The following is a 24,889-nucleotide window of genomic DNA, read 5'->3' on the forward strand; positions in this document are numbered from 1 at the left end:
GGAAGGGACGCAGGTCAGAGAGGCTGGGTGGAAGCATTGGACGAAAGACGATGTACCACCTGCGGGAAACTCCATGAGGGAACGGCAGACCCTCGAAGATCATGCCTGGCGCGCGCGGCAATTCAGCATGGCTTTCAGGAAATCACAACAGCTGCGACAGCGCCGCCATGAAGTGGTCGTTCTCCGCTGGCGAGCCGATGCTGACACGTATGTAGGTGTCAAAACCTTCCTGCTTCCAGGGTTTGACGATGACGCCGTCGCGTAGCAGGCCCTCGGCGAAGGCCGAGGCATTGTGCCGGCAGTTGAAGAACAGGAAGTTGCCACGGGATGGGGCCACGTCGAGGCCCTTGCTGCGGAGGGAACTCTCGACACGCGTTCTCTCCGCCTTGGCCAGGGCCACGACCTTGGCGAGGTGTTCCTCGTCCGCGAGTGCCGCCAGCGCGGCGGCCTGCGCCATGCCGTTGGCGTTGAAGGGCGTGCGCACCCTGTCGAGCAGCGCGCGCAATTCCGGGTCGCCGACGATGCCGAAGCCGATCCGCAAACCGGCGAGCCCGAACGCCTTGGAAAATGTCCGCAGCACGATCCAGGGTTGGTCGCGCTTGCTCAGGAAAGGCAGGGACGAGGCGTAGTCCTCGCCCTCGGCATATTCGGCATAGGCTTCGTCGACGACAATCAGCGTCTCGTCGCCAGTGGCATCCAGCACTCTCGACAGATCGCCGGCAGAGAGCCAGCCGCCGACCGGGTTCATCGGGTTGGAGAACAGCAGCATGCGGGGCCGCTCGCGCACCGCCTCGATCAGCGCATCCACATTGATGGTGAGGTCGCTGTTGACGATCACACGAGTGACGCTCGCGCCCATCAGCGTCGCGTAATCCTCGTGCAAGGGGAACGAGGGATAGAGCGTGGCGACGGTATCGCCAGGCCGCACACTGCACGGCTGATGACGGAGAGAAGATCTTCCGAGCCATTGCCGAGGATGATTTGGTCCTCACCGAATTCATATCTGGCGGCGATGGCCTGGCGCAGTGCGCGCCCGGCCGGATCCGGATAGAGCCGGAACATCTCGGCGCCGGCCTGCATCATCGTGGCGAGCGTCGGGCTCGGGCCAAGCGGGCTTTCATTCGAGCCCAGCTTTGCGATCCGGACCGGAGCATATCGCTGCACGACCTCGGCGATGGTCAGTCCGGAATTGTAAGGCGACAGGCGCGAGACTTCGGCTCGGACCATATTTGCGGCTTTCGACACGAGCGGCTCCTCTGCGGCCGACCGACGGACTCCCGTCATCGATCGGTTCTCAAACACCAGGTTTCGCGGCATCGTCCCGGGGCGAGCGAGGTCACCGACGGGGGCGCAGGTGCGGCGAATTTGTCAGGAGTAGCGTAGCCGAAATGGTTTGTATATGCTTGTATATGTAACTTGATCTGATAGTCTTGCCATGCAAGCGGAAGCCGACACCGGCAAGGAGGATCACATGCGCAATGCTTCTCTGTTCGATCTTGCCGGCAGGAAGGCACTGGTCACCGGCGCCAGCCGCGGCATCGGCCGAAGCATCGCCGAGGCTCTGAGCGCCGCCGGTGCCGACGTCGCGGTCACCGCGCGCAGCCTGGCCTCCCTCGAGGAGACGACAGCGGCGATCCGTGCGGCCGGCGGTGTGACGCATGCCGTCGCTCTCGACGTCACCGATGTCGGCCGCTGCCGGACGGCCACCGCCGAGGCCGCCGGCCTGCTTGGCGGTCTCGACATCCTCGTCAACAATGCCGGGATGGAGGAGGTCAGGCCCTCGCTCGACGTCGACGAGGCGCTGTGGGACCGGATCGTCGACACCAATCTCAAGGGAGCGTTCTTCTGCGCCCAGGCCGCGGCGCGGCAGATGCGCGACGCCGGGCACGGCGGCGCCATCATCAATCTCTGTTCGCTAACTTCAGAAGTCGGCATTCCCACCGCGGTGCCCTATGGCTCGTCGAAGTCGGGCCTGCTCGGCATGACTAGGGCGCTGGCGGCGGAGTGGGCGGGTCTCGGCATCCGGGTCAACGCCATCGCCCCCGGTTACTTCCGGACGGCGATGACCGATGTGTTCTACAGCAACGAGGCATGGCAGCAGTCCATGCTCGCCAAGATCCCGCAGCACCGTTTCGGTGATCTCGGCGACCTGCACGGCGTTGCCGTGTTCCTTGCCTCGGACGCGGCGGCCTACATCACCGGCCAGTCCATTCCTGTGGATGGCGGCTTCCTGGCATCGATTTGAGGCAACGCCCCACAAGGTTCGAAATCAACGTCTTGTGCAACGTAACCGGCCGGCACGTTGCGTTCCAACAAAGAGGAATACCCATGTCCGACATCAGCTTCCACGATCTGTCGTCACTCGATGCCACCCAGCGGGCCAGCCTGCTGAAACGCGCCGAGGCCGATCTGTCGACCTTCGTCGAAAAGGTCCGCCCGATTATCCAGGCCGTCAAGGACGAGGGTGATGCCGCGCTGATCCGCTTCGCCAGGGAACTCGACAAGGCCGATGTGGCCGAAGGCGGACTGCAGGTCTCGGAAGCCGAGTTCGACGCTGCCTTCGATAAGGTCGAGAAGGAGGTCGTGGAAAGCATCGGCTTCGGCATCGACAACATCAGGCGTTTCCATGAAGAGCAGAAGCCGGAAACGATGTGGCTGAAGGAAGTCCGGCCGGGCGCCTATGCCGGAGACCGCTATACGCCGATCGCCTCGGTCGCGCTTTATGTCCCGCGCGGCAAGGGCGCCTTTCCGTCAGTGACGATGATGACGTCGGTTCCGGCCGTCATTGCCGGCGTGCCGCAGATCGCCATCGTGACGCCAGCGACATCGGACGGCTCGGTGGATGCGGCGACCCTTGTCGCCGCTCGCCTCGCCGGCGTGCACACCGTCTACAAATGCGGCGGCGCCCATGCCGTAGCCGCCGTTGCCTACGGCACCGAGACGGTGAAGCCCGCGCTCAAGATTGTCGGCCCGGGCAGCCCATGGGTGGTGGCGGCGAAGAGCGTCCTGTCCTCGGTCATCAACACAGGACTTCCGGCCGGCCCGTCGGAAGCCATCATCTTTGCCGATGACAGCGTCGACGGCGGCCTTGCCGCGCTCGATCTTTTGATCGAAGCCGAACACGGGCCGGATTCCTCGGCCTATCTGGTCACGCACAGCCGCAAGGTCGCCGAGGCTGCGCTCGCTGCACTCCCGCAACACTGGTCGCGGATGACCGAACAGCGCGTGGAGTTCTCGCGCGCGGTGCTGACCGGCAAGCGCGGCGGCATCGTGCTCACCGCGTCGCTGGAAGACAGCTACCGCTTCATCAACGACTATGCACCCGAACATCTGGAAATCCTGTCGAAGGAGCCATTCGCGCATCTAGGACACATCACCGAGGCGGCCGAAATCCTGATGGGCCCGCATACGCCGGTGACACTTGCCAACTTCGTCCTTGGGCCCAATGCCGTGCTGCCGACCAGCCGCTGGGCGCGGACCTACGGGCCGCTTTCGGTGACGGATTTCGTCAAGCGCTCGTCGGTCGGCTATGTCACTTCGGCCGCCTATCCGGAACTGGCGATGCATGCCCGCAGGCTCGCCCGCTACGAAGGCTTCAGTTCGCACGAAAACGCGGTCTCGGAGATCCGCGACCGCTACCTCGCCGGCTGAACGGAGATGATGGCGATGAAGGCGGCACGGCTTTATGGACCCGGCGATCTGCGGGTGGAGGACATTGCCCCGCCAGGCATCCCGGATGCCGGCTGGGTGAAGCTCAGGGTCGATGCCGCCGGCATCTGCGGTTCGGACCTGCACAATTTCCGCACCGGCCAATGGATAAGCCGGTCGCCCTCGACGGCCGGCCACGAGCTGACCGGTACGGTGACCGCGCTCGGCGAAGGCGTCGACACCGTCGTCGTCGGCGACAGGGTGGTTGCCGATTCCCGCTTCTGGTGCGGGGAATGCGCGCAATGCCGTGCCGGCAGGCGTCATCTTTGCGCTTCACTGGGCTTCGTCGGCGAAGTCTGCGACGGCGGCTTCGCCGAACAGGCGGTGTTACCCGCGCGGCTGCTGCATGTCGTCGACGCGGCGCTGGACGAGCGGGTCGCGGCGATGGCCGAGCCGCTCAGCGTTGCGCTGCACGCAGTGCGGCGTCTGCCCAAGGCGGCGGGCTCGGTGCTTGTCGTCGGCTGCGGGCCGATCGGCGGTCTCGCCGCGCTGCTGCTCTCCCGGAATTTCCCTGGCGCCGTGCTTGTCGCCGACCGCAACCAGGCGCGCTGTGCCCGCGTGGCGCGGGTGACCGGTGCAACAATCGTCGACCTCGACCGCGATGCCATTGCCGCCGCGACCGGCAACGCCCCTTTGCTGGCCGCTGTCGAGGCGACCGGCAGCATCGCGGCATTCACTCAGTTGCTCGGCGTTGTCGATTCCGGCAGCGCGGTGGCGATGGTCGGCATCTTCCATGGCCGTCTCGACATCGACCCCAACCTTCTTGTCGAACGCGAGATCACACTGCTGGGCTGCCATGCCTTCGCCGACGAGTTGCCCGACGCCGTGCGGATGCTGGGTGAATTGAGCGAACCGTTGCTGGCCCTGATCGATCGTGAGATTGGCCTCGACGACATTCCATCCGCCTATGAGCGGCTGTTGGCGGGGCAAAGCGACGGCTTGAAAACAATCATCCGCATGCGGCAACCTGTTGAGCCGGCGTGACTTCCGATAAATTGCCGGAAAGGATTTTGACATGATCGATTTGCCCGATACGGCGAGCCCCCTTTACGAGAAGGTGAAGGACTACATCCTGACAAACATCGGAACGGGCCGGTGGGGCAAGGATCGCAAGCTGCCGTCCGAGAACGAATTGGTGGTTTCGCTGGGTGTCTCTCGCATGACTGTCCACCGGGCCTTGCGGGAACTGACTGCCGCGGGCTTCCTGATCCGGCTGCAAGGTGTCGGCACCTTCATTGCGCCGCCCCGGCCGCAATCGACGCTGATCGAGATCAACAACATCGCGGCCGAAATCGTCGAGCGCGGCAACAGGCATCGCTCCGAAGTCCTCGTGCTGGAAACCATCATGCCGACCAAGGAGCTCGCTTTGTCGTTCGAGTTCCCAAAGCGTGTCTCGATCTATCACTCGGTCGTCGTCAATTTCGAGAACGATCTGCCGGTGCAGCTGGAAGAGCGCTTCGTCAATCCGAGCCTGATCCCCGACTACGACAAGCAGGATTTTTCAAAGACGGCGACCTACGACTACCTCATGCAGAAAACTCCGGTGACCGAGGTCGAGCACATCATCTCCGCCATCCCGGCCGACGCCGAGACGGCGCGGCATCTGAACATCGATGTCGGCAGCTGCTGCCTGTTTCTGCACCGCCGCACATGGACGGGCGCGATCGTCGCCACCATCAGCAAGCTGACTTATGCCGGCAGCCGCTATTCGCTCGGCAGCCGCTATTCCCCCTCCAAGACCAACTGACGTCGAAAGCCAATGCAGATCAAGGAATCATCGACGCAGATGTATGTACATGTACTGATAAGAGTTGTTTCGCGCCTCGCGGACGGATTGGCAGGAAGGGACGACCGATGATGCAGAGCCGCACGGCGCGGATCCGCGCGCTCGCGCAGCACGATGTCGGCGAGGCGCAACACGTGCTGGCCGCCTTGCTGGGCGACCTGTTCGCAATGACCCCCAGCAATGTCCGCATCAATGTCGACAAATACAGCCTCAATTCGTTGAACGGCTTCTTCGACAGCGACGGCCAGGCCTATTTCTTCAAGTTCCACCAGGAGGAACGCGAAGAAGGCATGACCGGCGAATACTACCGGGCCGAGATCCTGTCGCGTGCGGGCCTGCCGGTCGACCAGCCCGTCCATATGTCCGCCCAGCCCGGTGAGCAGATCCTTGTCTATCGCCGCCGCACGGATCCGAGATTCTCGGATGTGCTGTTCGCGCTGGATGCTGAGGACGATGCCGGCAAGCGGCGCGAGGCGGTTCTGGCCGAGCGCGATCTGTCCGCCAGGCTGCTCGATGTCTATCTGGAGACGCTGCATCCGGTGACGTTCGCGCAGGTCTCGGCGGAGCCGATCCACCGGCTGTTTTATGAACGGTTGATCGACGCCGCTACGCGTTTATCACCGGGCGGCCGGCTGGCCGATTTCTATATCGGCAAGCCGTTTGCCTTTCCCGGTATGGAACTCGACTGGAATCGTTTCTCCCGACTGAAATTCGTCATCAATGGCCAGCGGTATATCAGCAGCATCGGCGAGCTTTTCGATGCCGCGGCGGCGCGCTTGCGGCCGGACCGGCTGGCTGATGCCGGAGGCGTGGTCGCACATGGCGACGCCCACAATGCCAATGTCTGGTACACGCAAGAAGCGGGGAGGGCGCAACTCTCCTTCTTCGATCCCGCCTTTGCCGGCTCACACATCCCGACGCTGCTGGCCGAGGTCAAGGCGACGTTCCACAACATCTTCGCCCATCCGTTCTGGCTCTACGATCCGGCCATCGCGACGGAGGCTTTTCGCGCGCAGGGGCGGCTGGACGGGGACCTCTTCCATGTCGATACGGACTGGGATTTGAGCCCGGTCCGTCGCGACCTGCTGGAGGTTAAGGCAACCGCTTTGTGGCGACCCCTGTTGCTCGAGCTCAAGCGGCGCGGCATGCTGCCGGCGGATTGGCGGGCGGTGCTGCGCTCAGGGCTTTTCCTGTCGCCGACCCTGGTCATGAACCTGCGGGCCGGCGCACGCAGCCACACGCCGGTCTCTTCCCTCATCGCCTTTTCAGTCGCGGTCATGGTCGGCAGCGAGCCCGATGCCGGGGCCGATCGGGTGACCGATTTCCTCGACTTGATCGATCCTGGAAGCGCGAGCGGATGCGCCTGATCCATGGGGGAAATTGAGTGATGCCAACTTGTATATGCATGTATGTATTTTAGCCTTGACATCCGTTGCCGCTGACGCTGAAATATCCCCGCACTTCACCATGAAGTGGTGGGCAAGACGCCGAGGCACAGTGCCGCAAGAGCAGAAACCCGCAGTCTCACCAGACCGGATGCCTGGGTAAAAAGCGGTCTGATCATCAAGGGGAACGAGAGATGATGCGTAACCTAGCAGGACAATTTCGCGCGCTCATGATGGCCGCCGCAATCGGGCTCGCCGCCGCGCCAGTGGCCCACGCGGCCGACGCGGCCATTCCCACGACGCCAGAGGCTGGACCGTTCAAGATCGGCATCGAACCGTGGCTTGGCTACGGCCAGTGGCACGTCGCCGACGCCAAGGGCCTGTTCAAGACGAATGGCCTGTCGGACGTCCAGATCGTCAATTTCGCCGAGGACAAGGACATCAACGCCGCTTTGGCCAGCGGCCAGCTCGATGCCGCCAACATCGCGACCCACACGGCGATGGGCATGGTGGCCGCCGGCCTGCCGGTGAAGATCGTGCTGCTGCTCGACGTCTCGATGACGGCCGACGCCATCATCGCCGGCAAGGACGTCACCTCCATCGCCGACCTCAAGGGCAAGCAGGTCGCTTTCGAGGAAGGCACGACCAGCGACATCCTGCTCAAATACGCGCTTGCCAAGAATGGCATGTCGATCGCCGACGTTCAGCCGGTTCCCATGCCTGCCTCCGATGCTGGCGGCGCGTTGATCGCCGGCCGCGTGCCGGTCGCGGTCACCTACGAGCCCTACCTCACTGTCGCCATGGCGCAGAACAAAGACGTCAAGCTGCTGTTCACCGCCGGCGAGGATCCCGGCCTGATCAGCGACGTGCTGGTGGTGCGCGACGAGGTGATCAAGTCGCGGCCCGGCCAGGTGCTGGCTATGATCAAGAGCTGGGACGCAGCACTCAAGGATTATAACGCAGACACGCCCGGCGGCCGCGCCATCATCGCCAAGGCGGTCGGCTCCGACGTCAAGGACCTCAACACCGCTTTCGACGGCGTGCGCTATTACTCGCTGGCCGAAAACAAGACGGCGCTCACCGGCGATTTCACCACCAAGACTTTCGCCGATGTCGAAGCGGCCGCCAAGAACGCCAAGCTGCTGCAGGCCGACGTGACGCCGGAACAGATGATCGACCCGTCCTTCGTCAAGGCGGCGCAATGACAGAGGCCGGATCGCGGTGGTAGTGCAAATGTCGGCGGAGCCTCCCGCGAAAACCGGCCCGGCGCGCCCCGCGCCAAAGCCGGTCACGAAACAGGCCAGGCGCCGCCGGTCTTCAGGGATCGGCGTGCCGATCGCGAGGTCACGTTTCCTGATGATCGCGGTGGCCGTCTTTATCGGGCTTGGCCTTGCCTGGTGGGCGGCGACCGGGCTGGAATGGGTAAAGCCCATCTTCCTGCCGTCGCCCGGCAGCGTTGCGACCCAGATCGCCAAGCTCGCCACTGACGGCACGCTGTGGGTGGACCTCACGGCCTCGGCGTATCGCATTTCCATCGGCTTCCTCATAGCCTCGGCACTGTCGATCCCGATCGGCGTGCTGATCGGCAGTTTCCGCTCCTGGGAGGCTGGTATCGAGCCGCTTGTGGATTTCATCCGCTACATGCCGGTCGTCGCTTTCGTGCCGCTCTCCATCCTGTGGGCCGGTACCGGCGATACCCAGAAATTCCTGATCATCTTCATCGGCACCTTCTTCCAGCAGGTGCTGATGATCATGGACAATGTGAAACGGGTTCCCGCCGATTTCATCGGCCTTGGCCGCACGCTCGGCCTGCCGGATCGCAAGATCCTGACGCGCATCGTCGTGCCCAGCGCCCTGCCGGGCATCTGGGATACGCTGCGCATCAGCCTCGGCTGGGCATGGACCTGGCTGGTGCTGGCCGAACTCGTCGCGGCGACGTCGGGCCTGGGCTATCGCATCACCGTGTCGCAGCGCTATTTCCAGACGAACACCATCATCGGCTACATCCTGCTGCTCGGCGTGCTCGGTCTCATCACCGACCAGGTCATGAAGGCCCTGGAAAAGGTGCTGTTCCGGCAGGAAGGCCATTCGCAATGAGGAACCGCCGATGACTGTTCCCAAATTGCGCATCGCCGGTCTCGACAAGAGCTTCGGCACGGGCGAGCGGCGCACGCAAGTGCTGCGCAACATCAATTTCGATCTCGCCGACAACGAGTTCGTCTCGCTCGTCGGCACGTCGGGCTGCGGCAAGAGCACGCTGCTGTCGATCGTCGCCGGGCTGCAGGATTTCGATGCTGGCGATCTCAGCATCGATGGCGCGCCGATCCTGCAGCCGGGTCTCGACCGTGGCGTCGTCTTCCAGTCCTACACGCTGCTTCCCTGGCTGACGGCGCGGCAGAACATCGAGTTCGCCCTCAAGGCCGCCGGCTACGATCGCGCGGCCTGCCGCGAGATCGCGCTCGAGCATCTCGACCTCGTCAAGCTGTCGCAAAGCGCCGACCGCTATCCGTCGGAACTGTCGGGCGGCATGAAGCAGCGCGTCGCCATTGCGCGCGCGCTGTCCTATCGCCCCAAGATGCTGCTGATGGATGAACCGTTCGGCGCGCTCGATGCCTTGACCCGGCACCAGATGCAGGAACTGCTGACCCAGATCTGGGAGGAGCACAGGCTGACCGTTCTCTTCGTCACGCATGATGTGGAGGAGGCGGTCTATCTGTCGGACCGCATCGTCGTCATGGGCATCGGCCCGGGACGCATCATGCAGACCTTCAATGTCGACATCGAACGGCCGCGCCGTGAAGAGGTGATGGAAACCCCGGCCTTCATGGATTTGCAGCGCGGCGTGCACAAGGCGATCCGCGAGGCGTCAAGACGTCCCGAAATGGCGTAGCGTCCGGGCGGGGCCCTCTCTGCATTGCGCGGAATGACGAGGCAGCCGTCCCGGAATATCCGGGCCGGCTGTCCCTGCTCACATCAGGGGGCTCGCAAATAGGTTTCGTCAGGAGGGGCAGGGTGATCGGTTCGGACCGCTCACGTCGCTTTGCCGAGCGCGGCGTCCATTCCCACCTCTTCCTCGGAAATGTCGTCGAACGAAGCGTAGTTCATGTTGTAGAGGCGGGCGTAGAGGCCCTTCCTCTGCATCAGCTGTTCGTGGTTGCCGCTTTCGACGATTTCGCCATTCTGCAGCACGATGATGCGGTCGGCGCCGCGTATGGTGGCGAGCCGGTGGGCGATGACCAGGCCGGTGCGGCCTTCCAGCAGTTTGATGAGCGCCTTCTGGATCAGCATCTCGGTGTAGGAATCGATGCTGGCGGTGGCCTCGTCGAGCACGAGGATCTTGGCGTCGGCCACCAGCGCCCGCGCAAAACTGATCAGCTGACGCTGGCCGAGCGAAAGATTGCCGCCGCGCTGCTCGAGCTCGGTGTCGTAGCCATCGGACAGTTGTTCGATGAAGTCGTGCGCGCCGACCGCCTGTGCCGCGCGTACCACCTCCTCGCGGCTGGCTGATGTCTTGTGGTAGCGGATGTTCTCCAGCACCGTGCCGGAGAACAGGAACGGCTCCTGCAGCACCATAGCCACCTGGTCGCCGAGCGAATCCTGTGTCAGGTCGCGCACGTCATGGCCGCCGACCAGGACCTCACCCGACCAGACGTCGTAGAAGCGGTGCACCAGTGCCATTGAACTCGACTTGCCCGACCCGGTCGGGCCGACAAGTGCTACGGTCTCGCCCGGATTGACGCGGAAGGAGATGTTCTTCAGCACCGGCTGGTTCGGCCGGTAGCCGAAGGTGACGCTCCTGAACTCGACCGAGCCGTCGGTATCGCGCGACAGGGCCACGGCATTCTCCTTGTCGCTGACATCCACCGGCACGTCGAGCACCTCGGAGATGCGCTGACCCGAGGCCATGGCGCGTTGCATGACGCTGTACTGCATGGTGAGCGAGCGGATCGGGTCGAAGAAGCGCTGGATGTAGAACAGGAACGCCACCATGACACCGACATCGAGGCTGTGCGACAGCACCATCGAACCACCGACGACGATGACGGTCGCCATGGCGATGCCGGTCAGCGTGTCGACGATCGGCACCATCACCTGCGCATATCTAGCCGACCGCAGATGAGCGTTGAGGTTGGCCAGCACCTTCTCGTCATAGAGGTCGAAATTGACGTGCTGGCGTTCCAGGCTCTGCACGGTGCGCACGCCATGGATGCCTTCGGCGAGCGCCCCGTTGGCGATGGAATTGGTTTCGTGCGCCGCCATGAAGGCAACCTTGGCGCGCGGCAGCCAGAACAGCCGCACGATGAACAGCATCGGCATGGTCGACAATGTCAGCAGCCCGAGCCGGAAATCGAGCCACAAAAGGACGGTCACGATGCCGAACAGAAGCACGATATCACCCACCGACATGACTGACGTTTCGAGGAATTCCTGCATTGAATTGACGTCGCCCTGCAGGCGCGACATCAGCCGGCCGACCTCGGTCTTGTCCATGAAGCTGAGCGAGACCCGCTGCAGATGGCTGAACATGGCGCGGCGCAGGTCGGACAGCACGTTCTCCGCCACCTTGCCGACGACGCTCTCCTGCACATAACTAGCGGCATAGTTGATCAGGATGATCATGGTGAAAGTGACGATCGCCGAGATCATCACCGAGCGGTCGAGCCGGCCTGGAGCCATACCGTGGTCGATCGCGTAGCGGATGACCAGCGGGATCGCCAGTTGCGTCAGCGTGAACACCAGCACCGCCGCGACCGAGATGAAGATCCGGCCCTGATACGGTCTGACGAAGCTCCAGATGCGCCTGATGATGCGCGGATCGTAGGCCTTGCCGAAAACCTCTTCCTCGTCGCGATGCGAGCCGACGACGGCCTTGCTCGGCCGCCCGCTCTTGTCGTCCTTCTCGTCGTCGTCCTGCGTCGACATCATGCGGCTCCCTCGAGCCGGTCGTCGTCCGGCCGCAGCTGCAGGTCGTAAAGCGCGCGGTAGCGTCCGCCCAGCGCCAGCAGCTCCTCATGCGTGCCGCGCTCGACGATGCGGCCGCCCTCGACGAACAGGATCTGGTCGGCATGCATCAGCGAGCTCAGCCGGTGCGAGATGATCAGCGTGACGCGATCCCTCGCGAAACGCTTCATCGCCGCACGGATGCGCTGCTCGGTGCCGGCATCGATGGCCGCGGTGGAATCGTCGAAGACCAGCACCGATGGCCGCAGCATCAGGCTGCGCGCGATGGTCAGGCGCTGGCGCTGGCCGCCGGAAAGCGACGCGCCGCGCTCGCCGACGACCGTGGTGTAGCCGGCCGGAAGCCCGATAATGTAGTTGTGCAGCTGGGCATACTCGGCAGCCTGCCCGATGCGCGTCTCGCGCGCCCAGGGGTTGCCATAGGCGATGTTGTTCTCGATCGAGGTGGTGAACAGGAATGCGTCCTGCTGCACCACGCCGACCGCCTTGCGCAGCGATTGCAGCGTCACCTCACGGACATTCTGCCCATCGATGGTGATCGCGCCCGAGGTGACGTCGTAGAAGCGCGGGATCAGGTGCGCGATCGTCGATTTGCCGCTGCCGGGCGGGCCGACAATGCCGACCGTCTCGCCGGGCCTGGCCTCGAAGGAGATGCCGGACAGGGTCGGACGGCCTCCCGAACCCTCATAGCGGAAGCCGACATCATCGAAGCGCAGCACGCCTTCGGTGATGACGAGATCTTTCGCTTCGGGCGCATCCTCGATGTCGAGTTCGGCGTCGAGCAGTTCGAACAGCCGCGTGCCGCAGGTCGAGGCGCGAGCGAAGGAATTGACCATCAGGCCGAGTTGGCGCACCGGCATCTGCAGGATGGTCATGAAGGTGAGGAACTGCGCCAGCGTACCGACACTGATCTGGCCGGCGATGACTTTCTGGCCGCCGAACCACAGCACCAGCCCCATGGCGGCCAGGAAGGAAAAGTTCATGGCGCTGGTGTTGGAGACGCGGATGTCGACGCGCTCATTGGCCAGCTCCAGCGCGTCCTGTTTGGCGCGGTCGAATTTTGCGAGTTCATGGCGCTGCGCCGCGAAGGCACGCACGACACGGATACCGCCGAGATTCTCGTCCATCACCCGGCTCAGCACCGACAGCCGCTCCTGCAGCGTCAGCCAGGTGCTGCGCAATCTGAGCTGGGTCACCGAGGAGCGCCAGGCGACGAACGGCACGAAGCTGAGACTGAGCAGCCCAAGCATGAGATCGGTGCTGATCAGGAGATAGGCGCCGACGCCGATCAGCACGCCGAGCAGCACCACGCGCAATATGCCGGTGGAAAAGAACATGCGCACGCCATCGAGATCGAGCAGCCCGAGCGTGATGAGATCGCCGGTATGGACCTTGTCGTGGTAGGAAAAACTCAGTCGCTGGATTTTCTCGTAGAAGGCCAGGCGCAATTCATAGCCGGTCTGGTGGCCGACGGCCTCGCCATAGTAGTTCTGCGCCATGGTGAAGAGACCGCGCAGGATGCTGACGACGAGCAGGGTCAGTGCCGTATGCCAAAGGGCCTGCTCGGCAGCGGCGCCGGCGCCGGCGGCCATCACGCCTTGCGCCTGGTCGATGGCGCGTCCCAGCAGGCGTGGGATGAAAAGCTGCAGCGTCGCGGCGATGAAGGTCGAGACCAGGGTGATGGCGACCTGCCAGGGATGGCGCAGCGTCATGCGCACGATACGCAGCAAGGTGCTGAGGCCCTTGCCCCATGAGGCTTCCGCCACATGGGCAAACGATTTGCCGCGCTTCGCCGCGCCGCTGGTTGCATCCGTAGGCAAGGAAAATATCCAGTCCAATCCGGACATTAGCCCGGACGCATGAAGCAGACTCAGTTCTGATGGCGTGATGTTACGCGTGTCCGACTTGACCCTTCAAGGGGCCAATAGCGGCATCACACTGTGCCTGACAGGCGGCGCCGCCATTGGTCGTCGCCGTGCGCTTGCGGCCTTGGCGCCAAAGGTCACGTGAGGTGTCGGCATTCCCTGGCATAAACAATTCGCGGTGTTGACGAGCAGATTCTCCAGCTCGACCCAGCCTTGACGGACTATCAGTTCTGTCACGCGTCGCCGACACGGAAGCAGCCAGGTCCTGCAGCGAGGGCCGACGCCGCCGTGAATAGCAAGAGGGCAGTCTTCCTTGACAAGTTTTCCCTTCACCGAAGCCTTGCCGATCCAGTTTGATGCGCCGTTGCCGAAAGCTTCGGAGGTTGTGGTCATCGGCGGTGGCGTCATCGGCGTGACCACGGCTTTGTTCCTGGCGCGACGCAACATTTCGGTGACATTGCTGGAAAAGGGCCGCATCGCCGGCGAGCAATCGTCGCGGAACTGGGGCTGGATCCGGCAGCAGGGTCGCGATGCCGACGAACTCCCTGTCGTCATCGAAGCGCTACGCCTCTGGCGTCAACTTGCAGAGGAATGCGGCGAAGACATCGGGCTGAAGCAGACGGGCGTCACCTATCTTGCGCGAACAGACAAGGAGATGACGGGCTTCGCGAAGTTCCTGAAGATCGCCGAGACGCACGGCGTCGACACGCGTCTCCTCGACCAGAGTGAGACGGTCAAGCTGATCCCGGCCATGTCGCGCTCTTTCAAGGGCGCAATGACCACCCCATCGGACATGCGCGCCGAACCCTGGGTCGCGGTGCCGGCGCTTGCCCGTCTGGCCGCTCGGGAGGGCGTCACGATCATCGAGAATTGTGCGGCGCGCATGCTCGACATGTCGGCAGGACGCGTCAGCGGGGTCTGGACCGAGCAGGGCCGCATCGCCACCTCGAGCGCCGTGGTCGCGAGCGGTGCGTGGACATCGCTCTTCCTGCGCGCCCACGGCGTCTCCATTCCGCAGCTCAGCGTCAGGGCGACCGTCGCCGCGACCGGGCCCATGCCCGAAATCCACTCGGGCGCCGTCGCCGACGATCATATCGCATTCCGGCGCAGGCAGGATGGCGGCTACACACTGGCATCGGGAGGCAGCAATCAGCTGTATGTCGGCCCTGACGCGTTTCGTCACGCGACCAAATATGTTTCCGCCCTGATGGCCAATCCCCTTGGTACCCATTATTTGCCGGCGGCGCCGCGGGGCTATCCGGATGGCTGGTCAACCCCGCGCACATGGAACGCGGATGAGAAAAGCCCGTTCGAACGGATGCGCATCCTCAATCCCGTCCCCAAAGCCTCCGCTCTGCGTGATATCGAGCGCGAATTCACGGCACTTTTCCCGCAGTTCAAGACGGTGCCGATCAAGGCGAGCTGGGCGGGTATGATCGATGCGATGCCGGATGTCGTGCCGGTCGTTGATCGCGCCGCCGAAATTCCGGGTCTCGTCATCGCCACCGGGATGAGCGGTCACGGCTTCGGCATCGGGCCAGGTATGGGCCGCATCGTGTCCGATCTCGTCCAGGGAAACGAGATCGGACACAATCTTCACAGGTTCCGTCAATCCCGGTTCAGTGATGGCAGCCCGATCAAGCTGGGACCCAGCCTTTAGACCTGGTCGGGCGTCGCGGGCCAAGAACGTCATCTATGCCTTCGGCCATGGCCATCAGGTCCTCATCGGCGGCGCCGTCACCGGCAAGATCGTGTCGCAACTCGCCGCCGGTTTGCCGCCAGCGATCGATCTGACGCCCTTCCGGGCGGATAGGTTCTGATTACTCAGAGCGCCTGCCGTTCCGGCAGACCTTTCCGTTCTTGCATGGGGAAACGACGTGACCGCAAACACCAATATACAGGCCGTTGAGCCGATCGATCCGCAGAGGATCTACGCCGTGCTGATCTGCGATCTCATCGGCCTGCGTTTCGGACCCGACGGCAAGCCCGATCCCAGCGAAGTGCGTGCGCATATCGAAGCCAAGGGTGGCCGCTTCCACGCCGGAGCACTAGGCGACAAAGCGGGCCTCGAAAGGGGGAGGGTGCATTTCTTCTACCAGCCGGACCTTAGCGCAAGCGACGAGCTGATCGAGGCCGCCAGCGACGGCCGCTATGACGCAGTCATCGCCGCCGCGACCTTCCTGCCCGCCGAGACCGTTTTCCCGCTCGCCGGCGTGCGGATCGGCGCCGGAACCGGCAACATGGGCTCTCGCTCCTGGGGTGGCGGCAGCGGCGAGGGCGGCAGCGCGGTGCTGATGAACACGCCCGGCATCAACAGCCGCGCGACCGCACAGATGGTGATGAAGGCGATCCTGAAAGTGCTGCCGGATCTCCCGGTCGGCTTGCTTCACGACCGGGTGGCACGCGGCACCTTCGACACCGGCAGGGAGCTGCGTGATTTCCCGACCGAAAAACTCGAAGGCAAGACGATCGCGATCATCGGCTACGGCAATATCGGCCGCGAGGTGGCCAAGCTCGCCCGCGCCTTCGGCATGCGCGTGGTGATCCACGCCCGGCCACGGCACCGCGACTGGGTAGAAGCCGAGGGCTTTGCCTTCGCGGCGGACCTCGTCGGCGCGGCTGAAGGCGCCGATGTGCTCAGCGTCCATGTCGGCCTGGGCAAGCAGGATGCGCAGACCGGCCGCTACGCCAATGCCGGGCTCATCGGCGCCGAGGTTTTGTCGCGCATGAACAAGGGCGCGGTGCTGGTCAACTACGATCGCGGCGAGCTTGTCGACGTTGCAGCGCTTGGCGCGGCGCTGGACGCAGGACAGGTGCGCCATGCCGCAATCGACGCCGATCTGTTCAGGAATGCCTCGACCGGCGCTCTTTCAGGCCCGATGCTGCCTTATCTCGACCTCGTCGAGAAGCATGGCGACAAGCTCGAACTTCTGCCGCACGCCGCTGCCGATACGGACCATCCCTCCCGTGTCGCCGGCGCCAAACAGGCCGTCGACCAGCTGTTCGACGTTATCTGCCGCAAATCAGTGACCAATGCCAAAGGCACCGTGCCGCCGGGCTACCTTTCCCTCGGCGCGACGACACCCCCAGGCATCGGACCGGTGACGGCGGATCACTTTTTGAAATTGACCGCCGGCGACTATTCCGAACTGGCTGATGTCTGTGACCGGCAAAGCCGGCTGTGGCAGGCTCTGTCGGTCACGCCGCTCGCCGAGCGTGGCAAGATGGTCGCCGAACAGGGCGAGGAGCTCGTCCGGTTGATCGACCGCTTCTGCCTTCTGGCTGAGCGCCTGAACCTCAGAGGCCCTTACCAATAGGCTCGACCTGCCGCAGCGGATCTAAAACGGCAGCTGTCGGATGAGAACGCTCGCTCAGCAGCGCGGACCGGCCACCATCCGCGCCACCCGCGTCATGTCGGTACTCATCTCGCGGTCGTCGTCGAGCGGGCTGACGAGCGCGCGCACGGCGGCGAAGCTGCGCTGCGGCCCTTCGCCCATGCTTTCGACGACACCGCGCAGCTCTACGCCCGTCGCCGCGAAGATCAGCTCCATCGCCACGAGATAGCGCATGCGCTCGATGATCTCGGCGGTTTTGGCCACCACTCTCGGCGCCATCGACGACTGGTCCTCGATGCCATCGGAAACGGCCAGCGGGCTGAGTGACATCGGGTTGGCCAGATGCCGGATTTCGGCCTCCAGCGCGGACAAGGGCTTCTGCAGCTCTGCATAGCCCTGACGGCTGCCGCCTCTCGCCGACAGGAAACGCGGCAGTTCGGCTGTTATCGGCGACATCAGCTTCATGCAGCGGTTGGCGGTGCCGACCGCGCAATGCGCCAGGGCCTGGCCGAGCTGCTCCCAGGCGAGCGTCATCGCCGTGAGGTCGAAATTGCCATTGGAAATCACCCGTTCGCCCTCGGCCAGGATCAGGGGATTGTCGCCCGAATGGGCCAGTTCGATCTCGGTGGCCAGCCTTGCCTGTTCGAACGCATTGAGCAGGCCGCCCCAGACCTGCGGCACGCAGCGGTAGCTGAGCGGATCCTGCAGGCGCCGCGCCGCCTTGTCCTGCCACAGGCCGCTTCCGGCCAGCTCCGCGCGCAGCCGCGCACCGATCTCGCGCTGGCCGAAGGCTGGCCGTGCGGCAAGGGCATCCTCGTCGATCGCGGTGAGGGAGGAGCGGAACGCCTCGTAGTTGAGCGCGACCGCTGCCAGCGCCCAGTCGATGAGATGGGCGACGTCTTCGAGGCACAGGCACGCGGTTCCAGTCGACAGGCTGTTGGCGACGATAATGGCGTGGCCGTCCTTCTCGCGCAGGTCGAGCGGTTCGAGCCCGGCCAAGGCAAGCGCCTCGGAGGAGGCCATGATCCTGCCCTGGAACTCCGCTTCGCCATCGCCGCGCAGCGACCGCGCCATATGGCCGAGATGGGCAAGGTCGGCCGCGCCGATCGAGCCCCAGGTCGGGATCACCGGATGGACGCCGGCGTTGAGCGCGGCGACAAGGCCCATGACCACGCGTTCGGAGGTGCCGGTGCCGCCGGCAGCCATGCCCGAGATGCGCGCGGTCATCATCGCCCGCACCGCCTCGGTGGGCAGGGCAGGGCCGATGCCCATGCTGTGGCTGAGCGGCACGCTGTGCTGGAAGGCGATAAGATCGGCCTGCGCGAGCGGCGTGTCGACACAGGCGCCGAGGCCCGTGGTGACGCCGTACATCGGCTTCCCAAGCCCGGTCAGATGCTCGATGAGGGCGCGGCTCGCCCGGATGCGCCGCATCGCTTCCTCACCCAGCATCAGACGGGCGTTGCGGCGGGCGATCTCGGCGACGTCAGCCACGCCGAGCGGCCTGGCGTCGAGCAGTATCATGCGGCCTGTCATGTCTCGCCTGTATCCCGTGACCAGATGCCCGGACCAGAGGACAACGGGCGTCGCCGTTTGTGACGGCTCGCAGACGCGACTGCAAGCCATTCCCATTGGGGCAGCGGCAAGAAGGTGGCCGGAAGCGACGGGTTAGGAAACTACACCGGCCGCTCGGCGATGGCGTCGGGCACCACAACGAGCTTGCCGACAAAATCCTTGGCGACGAAGTCCGCCTGCGCGCGGTGGAAGTCGGAGAGCCTGTAGACGCCGCCGACCAGCGGCCGGATCTTTTTCGCCTCGATGTAGCCGACGATGCGACGGAAATCCGCCCGCGTGCCCTGGCTCGAGCCATGCAGCTGCAACTGCTTGAGGTACATCGTCCTGAGATCGAGCTGCACCACCGGGCCGGCGATCGCGCCGGCGGTGGTGTAGCGGCCTTCGGGCCTGAGAATACGCAGCAGGTCGTTGAAGATCGCGCCGCCGACAAGGTCGGCCACCACGTCGATCGGCTGGCCGCCGGTCACTTCAGCCACGGCTTGCGGCAGGTCGGCGATGCCACGGGTGATGACCGCCTCGGCGCCAATGTCGAGCACCGCCTTTTCCTTGCCCTTGCCGGCGACCGCATAGGGAATGGCGCCGCGCGCCCGCGCCAATTGCACGATGCCGGAGCCGACGCCGCCCGAGGCGCCGGTGACCAGAACGCGTTCGCCAGCCTTCAAGCCAGCGCGTTCCAGCATCTGTTCGCCGGTGAGATAGGCGCAGCAGAAGGTGGCGAGTTCGACGTCGCTCATATCCGTGTTGACGACATGCGCATTCTCAGCCGGCACGGTCTGATACTCGGCATAACCGCCATCGCGGCCATGGCCCATATAGTCGATGTCGGCGAGCGAATCGTCGTCGCGGTTGTAGATGGAGAAATCGACCATCACCCGCTCACCGATACGGTCCGTCGAAACGCCTTCGCCGACGGCAACGATGGTGCCAACCGTGTCGGTGCCCTGGATGCGCGGAAAGGTCAGCGTGTTGCCCTGCCGCCGCCAGGTCGACACCGCGGCTGCATCCTCTTCCGTGCCATAGGCGCCCTGTCGCACCCAGACGTCGGTGTTGTTCATCCCGCAAGCGCTGACCTTGACCAGCACCTCACCCGGGGCAGGCGCGGGCACCTTCACATCGGTGCGGTAGACAAGTTTTTCCGGTCCGCCGTGCCCGGTGAGCAGCACGGCGGCCATGGTGGCGGGGACGGTTCTGGTCATGGCATTCATCGTCGATCTCAGAGATTGGCAAATACGCTTTTCACCGCCTCCGCCGTCTTCGAGACGACGATGTCGGCTTCCTCGCGGGTCAGGCAGAGCGGCGGCGCGAAGCCGAGGATGTCGCCCTGTGGCATGGCGCGGCCGATGACGCCGCTGGCGGCCAGCGCCGCCGCCACTTGCGGCCCGATCTTCTGCGAGGCGTCGAAGAACACCCGGTCGTCCTTGTCGGCAACGAACTCGACCGCGGCCAGCATGCCATCGCCGCGCACGTCGCCGACGTTTCTATGGCCGCCGACGGCCCTGGTGAGCTCGGCACGGAAATAGGCGCCGGTCTCGCGGGCATTCGTGACCAGATCCATCTCGTCGATCAGTTCGAGATTGGCGACACCGGCGGCAACGCAGATCGGATGCGCCGAATAGGTCCAGCCGTGCCCGAGCGAACCGAGCTTGTCGGAGCCCTGCACCAGCACCTGCCACATCTTGTCGGCAACAATGACGCCCGACAGCGGCGCATAGGCCGAGGTCAAGCCCTTGGCGATGGTGATCAGGTCCGGCTTGATACCGTAATGGTCGGAGCCGAACATGGTGCCCAGTCGGCCGAAGCCGGTCACCACCTCATCGGCGACCAGCAACACGTCATATTTCCTCAGCACAGCCTGGATCTTTTCCCAATAGCCGGCCGGCGGCGGCACGATGCCACCGGTGCCGAGGATCGGCTCGCCGATGAAGGCGGCGACGGTTTCGGGCCCTTCGGCCAGGATCATCTCCTCGAGCTTGTCGGCGCAGTACTGCGAGAACTGCTCCTCGCTCATCGAGCGGTCGGCGCGGCGGAAATAATACGGCGCTTCGGTGTGCAGGACGGGCGCGCGCGGCAGATCGAAGGCGTTGTGGAACAGGTCGAGCCCGGTCAGCGAACCCGTCATAACGCCCGAGCCGTGATAGCCGCGCCAGCGCGAGATGATCTTCTTCTTCTCCGGCCGGCCCAGCACATTGTTGTAGTACCAGATCAGCTTGATGTTGGTTTCGTTGGCGTCCGAGCCGGAGAGGCCGAAATAGACCCGCGACATGCCCTTCGGCGCGCGGTCGATGATCATCTTGGCCAAAGTGATCGAGGCCTCGGTGCCGTGCCCGACATAGGCATGATAGTAGGCGAGGTTCTTCGCCTGGGTGGCGATGGCATCCGCTATCTTCTGTCGGCCATAGCCGACATTGACGCAATAGAGGCCGGCAAAGGCATCGATGCTCTTCCTGCCATTGTTGTCCCAGATGGTGACGCCTTCGCCGCCGGCCATGATACGCGTCGGCGATTCACCGCGCGCGTGCGTGCCCATATGCGTCGAGGGGTGGAAGAAGTGGTCGCGATCCCAGGCGGCGAGTTCGTTGGACTGGTCGAGCATTTCTTGACTCCTTGAGGGATGGCCGGACGGACTTAGGCGACGTCCAGGCAGAGATACTTGAGATCGGTGAACGCTTCGAGCCCGTGGCGCGAGCCCTCGCGGCCGATGCCGGACTGCTTGACGCCGCCGAACGGAATCGGAGCGCCGGTGATCTTCACCCGGTTGATGGCGACCATGCCGTAGTCGAGCGCGCGGCCCATGCGTTGCTGGCGCGCGCCGTTCTCGGTCACGACATAGGCGACCAGGCCATATTCGGTGGCATTGGCGCGTTCGATCACCTCGCCCTCGCCGTCGAACGGCGTCACTGCGGCGACCGGCCCAAAAGTCTCCTCGCGCATGATCAGCGCCGCATCGGAAACGTCGGCCAGCAGCGTCGGCTGGTAGAACAGCGGCCCGGCCTGATGTCGGCTGCCGCCAGCAAGGCATCGCGCGCCGTGAGCGATGGCATCGGCGACCTGCTCCTCGACTTTCTGGACGGCGCGCTCATGCATCAGCGGCCCGATGTCAGTCCTGTCGTCAAGGCCGTTGCCGGTCCGCAATGCTTCAATGCGCCTGGCGAAGGCAGCGCAGAAGCGATCGTGGAGCGGCCGCTGGACGTAGATGCGGTTTGCGGCGAGGCAATCCTGGCCCGATGTGGCGAATTTGGCGTCGATCGCGATGTTCACTGCTTTGTCGAGATCCGCGTCGGCAAAAACGATCAGCGGGGCGTGGCCGCCAAGCTCCATCACCAACCGCTTCATGGTCGGCGCGCTCTGCGCGGCAATCAGCCTGCCGATCTCGGTCGAGCCCGTAAAACTCAAGGCGCGGATGCGTGGGTCCTCGCACATGCGCCCGACGATCGTCGCGGCCTGGCCGGTGACGATGTTGAAGACACCGGCCGGCAGTCCGGCGCGTTCGCCAAGCTCGGCCAGCGCCAGCGCCGACAGCGGCGTTTCCGAGGAAGGATGCGCGACGATGGTGCAGCCGGCGGCAAGGGCGGCGGCTGCCTTGCGGGTCAGCATGGCCGAGGGGAAATTCCACGGCGTGACGATGCCGACGACGCCGAGCGGCTCGCGCCGCACCATCATTTCCGCGTTCGCCAGATGGCTCGTGACGCTCTCGGCGTTCAGGCGCTTGGCTTCCTCGGCATACCATTCGACGAAAGAGGCGGCATAATCGATTTCGCCGAGCGATTCCTGCAAGGGCTTGCCCTGTTCCAGGGTCATCAACAGCGCGAGGTCGTCTTTCGCGGCGACGATCAGCTCGAACCATTTTCGCAGGGTTCTCGAACGCTCTTGCGGCAGCAGCGATCGCCAGCCCGGAAAGGCCCGCGCGGCGGCATCGATCGCTTTTGTCGTTTGCCGAGCATCCAGCGCGGCGACGAAGGCGACGGTGCTTCCTGTCGCCGGATCGGTGACCTCAAAACTTTCGGCTGCCTCGCTCGCCGTCCAGTGGCCGTCGACATAGGCGAGTTCGCGCAGCAGACGGCGGTCGGCGAGGCGGTCGAGCGCTTCATGGCGATGCGAGCGGGCGAAATGCGCGGACATGGTCGAAGCCTCCCGGTTCGGTTTGATCCTGGGAGACTATCCATCGTCGGCGGACAAAGAGGCTGTTTGGGCGCATGCTGCTAGAGAGTTTCTCTCTATTGTGCCAGTCGCACAGACGATCTCTCCGGCGCTACGGCGACGCCGGCAACAGGTCGGCTACGGGTAGGGCAACGTCGTCCTTCACGGTCTTGATGACGATGTAAGTGAAATAACGATCGATGCCGATCTCGCGCTCCAGCAAGCTGTCGACCAGCCGCTGATAGGCATCGATGTCGCGCGCCATCACCTTCAGCACATAGTCGACGCCGCCGCCCACCGACCAGCATGCAACGATCTCGGGAATGTCGCGGATGACGCGCTCGAACCGGTCGAAATCGGCCTGGCGGTGGCTGGCCAGCGTCACCTCCATCAGCACGGTGGCCACCGGCGCCACGACGCGCATGGCGATCCTTGCGTGATAACCCGAGACGATGCCAGCCTTCTCCAGCTTACGCAGCCGCATCCAGCACGGCGTCGGCGAAAGCCCCACTTGCTCGGCCAGCGCCAGCTTGGTGATGCGCCCGTCGCGCTGGATGGCGTCGAGGATTTTGAGGTCGATCGCGTCGAGTTTCGCAGCAGTCATCAGGGCCCACTTTTTCGTCCACAGTACCATGATGGCGCATTATTTCGATTGTCAATTGCACTGATTTCGATCTCTAATAAGTCATGACATTGTGGCAACCCGATCCCGCGCTCATAAGGCGGCCAGCCTATCAGTCGCTGGCCGACCAATTCGCGCGCGCCATCCATGACGGGCGCCTTGCCAATGGCGCGCGGCTGCCGACGCATCGCCGGCTGGCCGACGATCTCAAACTGTCGGTGCAGACGGTCAGCCGCGCCTATGAGGAATTGATCCGGCGGGGACTGATTTCGGGCGAGATCGGCCGCGGCAGCTTTGTCCAGACGCAGCGCCGCGAGCCGGAGCCGCCCTATCTGCCCGAGCGTCTCGGCGAGGTCATCGACCTCTCCATCCTGAAGCCGGTCTGCGAGCCGATGCATCTGGAGCGGCTGAAGCAGGCGCTGGGCTGGCTCGCCGAAAACCTGCCGTCGAGTTCGGCATTGTCCTTCCGGCCCAACATGGTCTTCCCGCGCCATCGCGCCGTGGCGGTCGAATGGCTGAAACTGTGCGGGCTCGATGCCTCCGCGCAGAACATCAGCCTGACCAATGGCGCCACAGCCGGCATGACGGTGGCGCTAATGAGCGTGGCGCCGCCGGGATCGACCGTCGCCACCGAGGCGATCGGCCACCACACGCTGGTGCCGCTGGCGCGCTATCTCGGTTTCAACCTCGAAGGCCTGCCGATCGACGACAACGGCCTGATCCCGGAGGCGCTGGACGAGGCCTGCCGGCTTTCCGACATTCGCGCGGTGTTCGTGCAGCCCTCGGTGATCAATCCGACAGCAACCCTGATGGATGCACGGCGGCGCGAAGAAATCGCCGCCGTTGCGCGCAAGCACGACATCGCCATCATCGAGAATGATGTGCTGGGGCCGCTGGTCGAGGACCGGCCGCCGCCGGTCGCCGCCTTTGCGCCGGAGCGCACGCTCTACGTCACCTCCTTCACCAAGATCACAGTGCCCGGCCTTCGCATCGGCTATCTCGCCGCGCCCGACCGCTATGTCGCCGCTGTCGCCAACCGGCACCTGGTCTCGAACTGGATGGCAACGCCGCTGGTGGCCGAGATCGCCACCAAATGGGTGACCGACGGCACCGCGATGGAACTGGTGCGCTGGCAGCGCGCCGCATTGCGGCGGCGGCAGGATATCGCCGCCGAAGTGTTGGCAGGAATCGACTACCGCGCCCGTCGCGACGGGCTGCATATCTGGCTGCAACTGCCAGACGGCCGCGCGGAGGAGGGCTTTGTCGCCCAGGCGCGGCTGCAGGGCGTGGCGATCGCGCCGGGCACATCCTTCCGCATTTCGGATGCGCCCTGGCATCCGGCGGTGCGCATCTCGCTGGGCTCGACCACCGAAGGGGAACTGCGCGCCGGCCTCGGCGTTGTCACCAAGCTCTTGCTTGGCGATCCGGAACATCTGCTGTTGGCAATCTAGCGAGCGCGCCACTCTTCGGCACTGATTGCTCAACAATTGTGCGGAATGGGAAAATATTGTCATGATATT

The 24,889-nt window shown here is 64.4% G+C and carries 18 protein-coding genes and 1 pseudogene; 11 read left to right on the plus strand and 8 right to left on the minus strand.

Features of this window, described 5'->3' with window-relative positions; genetic code table 11:
- Positions 1-142: 142 nt before the first annotated feature.
- Positions 143-1,245, minus strand: a pseudogene (locus QQK95_RS05785) (histidinol-phosphate transaminase).
- 226 nt (positions 1,246-1,471) lie between these two features.
- On the opposite strand from QQK95_RS05785, the gene QQK95_RS05790 reads away from it, so the two are divergent.
- From QQK95_RS05790 to QQK95_RS05825, 8 genes are all read left to right on the plus strand, one after another.
- Positions 1,472-2,245, plus strand: a complete 774-nt coding sequence (locus QQK95_RS05790) for an SDR family NAD(P)-dependent oxidoreductase (RefSeq protein ID WP_284269842.1) — start codon at positions 1,472-1,474, stop codon at positions 2,243-2,245.
- Positions 2,246-2,328: 83 nt separating this feature from the next.
- Positions 2,329-3,651, plus strand: a complete 1,323-nt coding sequence (gene hisD / locus QQK95_RS05795) for a histidinol dehydrogenase (RefSeq protein ID WP_284269843.1) — start codon at positions 2,329-2,331, stop codon at positions 3,649-3,651.
- 15 nt (positions 3,652-3,666) lie between these two features.
- Positions 3,667-4,692: a zinc-dependent alcohol dehydrogenase gene (locus QQK95_RS05800; protein WP_284269844.1), complete on the plus strand. Its 1,026-nt coding sequence runs from the start codon at positions 3,667-3,669 to the stop codon at positions 4,690-4,692.
- Between the two features lie 31 nt (positions 4,693-4,723).
- Positions 4,724-5,455, plus strand: coding sequence for a histidine utilization repressor (gene hutC / locus QQK95_RS05805; RefSeq protein ID WP_284269845.1), 732 nt, complete (start codon positions 4,724-4,726; stop codon positions 5,453-5,455).
- Between the two features lie 107 nt (positions 5,456-5,562).
- Positions 5,563-6,861, plus strand: a complete 1,299-nt coding sequence (locus tag QQK95_RS05810) for a hypothetical protein (RefSeq protein WP_284269846.1) — start codon at positions 5,563-5,565, stop codon at positions 6,859-6,861.
- Between the two features lie 215 nt (positions 6,862-7,076).
- The gene (locus tag QQK95_RS05815; protein WP_284270546.1) at positions 7,077-8,084 is read left to right on the plus strand and encodes an ABC transporter substrate-binding protein; all 1,008 of its coding nucleotides are present in this window, start codon (positions 7,077-7,079) and stop codon (positions 8,082-8,084) included.
- A 124-nt stretch (positions 8,085-8,208) separates the two neighbouring features.
- Entirely contained in the window at positions 8,209-8,976 is a 768-nt protein-coding gene (locus QQK95_RS05820; RefSeq protein ID WP_284269847.1) for an ABC transporter permease, read from the plus strand.
- A 10-nt stretch (positions 8,977-8,986) separates the two neighbouring features.
- Positions 8,987-9,769: an ABC transporter ATP-binding protein gene (locus QQK95_RS05825; protein WP_284269848.1), complete on the plus strand. Its 783-nt coding sequence runs from the start codon at positions 8,987-8,989 to the stop codon at positions 9,767-9,769.
- A 140-nt stretch (positions 9,770-9,909) separates the two neighbouring features.
- On the opposite strand, the gene QQK95_RS05830 is transcribed toward QQK95_RS05825, so the two are convergent.
- Together QQK95_RS05830 and QQK95_RS05835 are read right to left on the minus strand one after the other, a co-directional pair.
- Positions 9,910-11,802: an ABC transporter ATP-binding protein gene (locus tag QQK95_RS05830; protein WP_284269849.1), complete on the minus strand. Its 1,893-nt coding sequence runs from the start codon at positions 11,800-11,802 to the stop codon at positions 9,910-9,912.
- Positions 11,802-13,685, minus strand: a complete 1,884-nt coding sequence (locus QQK95_RS05835; protein WP_409371659.1) for an ABC transporter ATP-binding protein — start codon at positions 13,683-13,685, stop codon at positions 11,802-11,804. Before QQK95_RS05835 ends, QQK95_RS05830 begins: the two co-directional genes overlap by 1 nt.
- A 331-nt stretch (positions 13,686-14,016) precedes the next feature.
- Here QQK95_RS05835 and QQK95_RS05840 point away from each other — a divergent pair, with 331 nt between their 5' ends.
- Both QQK95_RS05840 and QQK95_RS05845 read left to right on the plus strand, forming a co-directional pair.
- On the plus strand, positions 14,017-15,363 hold the full coding sequence (locus QQK95_RS05840; protein ID WP_284269851.1) for an NAD(P)/FAD-dependent oxidoreductase: 1,347 nt from the start codon (positions 14,017-14,019) through the stop codon (positions 15,361-15,363).
- A gap of 217 nt (positions 15,364-15,580) precedes the next feature.
- Positions 15,581-17,020, plus strand: a complete 1,440-nt coding sequence (locus QQK95_RS05845) for an NAD(P)-dependent oxidoreductase (protein WP_409371660.1) — start codon at positions 15,581-15,583, stop codon at positions 17,018-17,020.
- A 54-nt stretch (positions 17,021-17,074) separates the two neighbouring features.
- Here the strand turns inward: QQK95_RS05845 and QQK95_RS05850 are convergent, their stop codons facing one another.
- The 5 genes from QQK95_RS05850 to QQK95_RS05870 all read right to left on the minus strand — a co-directional run bounded on the left by QQK95_RS05850 (position 17,075) and on the right by QQK95_RS05870 (position 23,351).
- Positions 17,075-18,571 carry an HAL/PAL/TAL family ammonia-lyase gene (locus QQK95_RS05850; protein WP_284269852.1) on the minus strand — a complete coding sequence of 499 codons (1,497 nt, stop codon included), beginning with the start codon at positions 18,569-18,571 and terminating at the stop codon, positions 17,075-17,077.
- Positions 18,572-18,711: 140 nt separating this feature from the next.
- Positions 18,712-19,815, minus strand: a complete 1,104-nt coding sequence (locus tag QQK95_RS05855; protein WP_284269853.1) for an alcohol dehydrogenase family protein — start codon at positions 19,813-19,815, stop codon at positions 18,712-18,714.
- Positions 19,816-19,823: 8 nt separating this feature from the next.
- Positions 19,824-21,203: an aspartate aminotransferase family protein gene (locus tag QQK95_RS05860; RefSeq protein ID WP_284269854.1), complete on the minus strand. Its 1,380-nt coding sequence runs from the start codon at positions 21,201-21,203 to the stop codon at positions 19,824-19,826.
- A gap of 32 nt (positions 21,204-21,235) precedes the next feature.
- Entirely contained in the window at positions 21,236-22,729 is a 1,494-nt protein-coding gene (locus QQK95_RS05865; RefSeq protein ID WP_284269855.1) for an NAD-dependent succinate-semialdehyde dehydrogenase, read from the minus strand.
- A 130-nt stretch (positions 22,730-22,859) separates the two neighbouring features.
- Entirely contained in the window at positions 22,860-23,351 is a 492-nt protein-coding gene (locus tag QQK95_RS05870) for an Lrp/AsnC family transcriptional regulator (RefSeq protein WP_284269856.1), read from the minus strand.
- Positions 23,352-23,434: 83 nt separating this feature from the next.
- Here QQK95_RS05870 and ehuR point away from each other — a divergent pair, with 83 nt between their 5' ends.
- Positions 23,435-24,820 (plus strand): MocR-like ectoine utilization transcription factor EhuR, encoded by a 1,386-nt coding sequence (ehuR, locus tag QQK95_RS05875; protein WP_284269857.1) that lies wholly within the window; start codon positions 23,435-23,437, stop codon positions 24,818-24,820.
- Positions 24,821-24,889: the final 69 nt, after the last annotated feature.

It is taken from the genome of Mesorhizobium huakuii (assembly GCF_030160235.1).
GTDB classification, from domain to species: domain Bacteria; phylum Pseudomonadota; class Alphaproteobacteria; order Rhizobiales; family Rhizobiaceae; genus Mesorhizobium; species Mesorhizobium huakuii.

Bases quoted from the DNA above. Each gene is read 5' to 3' on its own strand.
- QQK95_RS05810 (WP_284269846.1), top strand. From the start codon at position 5,563: ATGATGCAGAGCCGCACGGCGCGGATCCGCGCGCTCGCGCAGCACGAT.
- QQK95_RS05800 (WP_284269844.1), top strand. From the start codon at position 3,667: ATGAAGGCGGCACGGCTTTATGGACCCGGCGATCTGCGGGTGGAGGAC.
- QQK95_RS05835 (WP_409371659.1), bottom strand. From the start codon at position 13,685: ATGTCCGGATTGGACTGGATATTTTCCTTGCCTACGGATGCAACCAGC.
- QQK95_RS05855 (WP_284269853.1), bottom strand. From the start codon at position 19,815: ATGAATGCCATGACCAGAACCGTCCCCGCCACCATGGCCGCCGTGCTG.
- QQK95_RS05850 (WP_284269852.1), bottom strand. From the start codon at position 18,571: ATGACAGGCCGCATGATACTGCTCGACGCCAGGCCGCTCGGCGTGGCT.
- QQK95_RS05870 (WP_284269856.1), bottom strand. From the start codon at position 23,351: ATGACTGCTGCGAAACTCGACGCGATCGACCTCAAAATCCTCGACGCC.
- QQK95_RS05815 (WP_284270546.1), top strand. From the start codon at position 7,077: ATGCGTAACCTAGCAGGACAATTTCGCGCGCTCATGATGGCCGCCGCA.
- QQK95_RS05830 (WP_284269849.1), bottom strand. From the start codon at position 11,802: ATGTCGACGCAGGACGACGACGAGAAGGACGACAAGAGCGGGCGGCCG.
- QQK95_RS05790 (WP_284269842.1), top strand. From the start codon at position 1,472: ATGCGCAATGCTTCTCTGTTCGATCTTGCCGGCAGGAAGGCACTGGTC.
- hutC (WP_284269845.1), top strand. From the start codon at position 4,724: ATGATCGATTTGCCCGATACGGCGAGCCCCCTTTACGAGAAGGTGAAG.
- QQK95_RS05865 (WP_284269855.1), bottom strand. From the start codon at position 22,729: ATGTCCGCGCATTTCGCCCGCTCGCATCGCCATGAAGCGCTCGACCGC.
- hisD (WP_284269843.1), top strand. From the start codon at position 2,329: ATGTCCGACATCAGCTTCCACGATCTGTCGTCACTCGATGCCACCCAG.
- ehuR (WP_284269857.1), top strand. From the start codon at position 23,435: ATGACATTGTGGCAACCCGATCCCGCGCTCATAAGGCGGCCAGCCTAT.
- QQK95_RS05825 (WP_284269848.1), top strand. From the start codon at position 8,987: ATGACTGTTCCCAAATTGCGCATCGCCGGTCTCGACAAGAGCTTCGGC.
- QQK95_RS05860 (WP_284269854.1), bottom strand. From the start codon at position 21,203: ATGCTCGACCAGTCCAACGAACTCGCCGCCTGGGATCGCGACCACTTC.